A 1,020-nucleotide genomic window follows, 5' to 3' on the forward strand; every position below is an offset into this window, starting at 1 on the left:
TGCTATTGCTGGCGATGTCCTTGGCGGCGGTGAGGGGTTGCACGAGGATGCGCTCGATGTCGTTGCGCATCGCTTCGATGCTCGACGGCAGCGCTTGTTCGACCAGATAGCGCTGGGCGAGACGGTTGACCACGAGGGTATAAATGCCCACCACGATCAGGATGCTGACCAGCAGGGCGGTGCCCATACTGAGGATCAACTGCCATTGAATACTGCGTCGCCAGAACTGCATGGAGCACCCCCAAAGAATAAGAGGCTGAAACACTGCAACAGCCGTGCCGATTGTATACAACGCAAACGACAATTTATTCTTTGGTTGTGCGCAAAGCCTGTCAGGCCTGACTGATCGTCTTGGCGATCACTTCAACCGTGGCGCTGACTTGCTCTTGGAAACGGTCGAGTTCGAACTTGTGCTGCTTTTGCATTTCGATCTGCTGCGAGCACAGATTCATCGCTGCCAGCACCAACAGGCGGTCACCGATCAGCGTCGGGTACTTTCTTTTGGTATCGGCCAGCGCGGCTTTCAACATCATGGCAGCGTCCAGCAGGGTTTGCTCTTCCCCGGCCGGCGCCTTGATCGAATAGTCCTCCCCCAGGATCGAGACGACTTTTACCCCTGCGGCGCCGACACTCATGCGCTGACCGGACCGGCGCTGACGCGTTCAACCAAGGCCTGGATGCGCGCTGCGGTAGCGCCGTGTTTCTCTTCCTGCTCCATCAGGTTCAGTTGCAGGCTTTCGTTTTCATCCTTGGCCTGGGCCAGTTCTGCGCTCAGGGCCTGGTTGGCGCCGAGCAGGGTCTGGTTCTGTTGAACAAGGTCGCTGACCAGTTGCTCCAATTGGTTTAGGGATGCTTCCAACATTTTGATTTTCCAAGCATTTTCAAGGGGCGCGTACGATAAAGAAAAGTCACCACGCTTGCCAGGGTTATTGGGCGCAAGGCCTTGATTTACCTGGCGAGTGTCCTTCCTCGCGAACCTTAAAGACTGTGATTGCCGGATCTGGTTCCTGCACTTCGTCG

General features: G+C 56.3%; 2 protein-coding genes and 1 pseudogene. All 3 read right to left on the bottom strand.

Going from position 1 to position 1,020, the window contains the following annotated elements:
* Window positions 1–232 (bottom strand): annotated as a pseudogene (locus tag F8N62_RS31445) (chemotaxis protein); the annotation flags it as partial.
* 100 nt (window positions 233–332) lie between these two features.
* Entirely contained in the window at window positions 333–635 is a 303-nt protein-coding gene (locus tag F8N62_RS31450) for a cell division protein ZapA (RefSeq protein ID WP_150713515.1), read from the bottom strand.
* Window positions 632–862, bottom strand: coding sequence for a hypothetical protein (locus F8N62_RS31455; RefSeq protein WP_150713516.1), 231 nt, complete (start codon window positions 860–862; stop codon window positions 632–634). Before F8N62_RS31455 ends, F8N62_RS31450 begins: the two co-directional genes overlap by 4 nt.
* Between the last annotated feature and the right edge of the window lie 158 nt (window positions 863–1,020).

Source organism: Pseudomonas fluorescens (assembly GCF_902497785.1).
GTDB lineage: Bacteria > Pseudomonadota > Gammaproteobacteria > Pseudomonadales > Pseudomonadaceae > Aquipseudomonas > Aquipseudomonas fluorescens_BO.

Bases quoted from the DNA above. Each gene is read 5' to 3' on its own strand.
- F8N62_RS31450 (WP_150713515.1), bottom strand. From the start codon at position 635: ATGAGTGTCGGCGCCGCAGGGGTAAAAGTCGTCTCGATCCTGGGGGAG.
- F8N62_RS31455 (WP_150713516.1), bottom strand. From the start codon at position 862: ATGTTGGAAGCATCCCTAAACCAATTGGAGCAACTGGTCAGCGACCTT.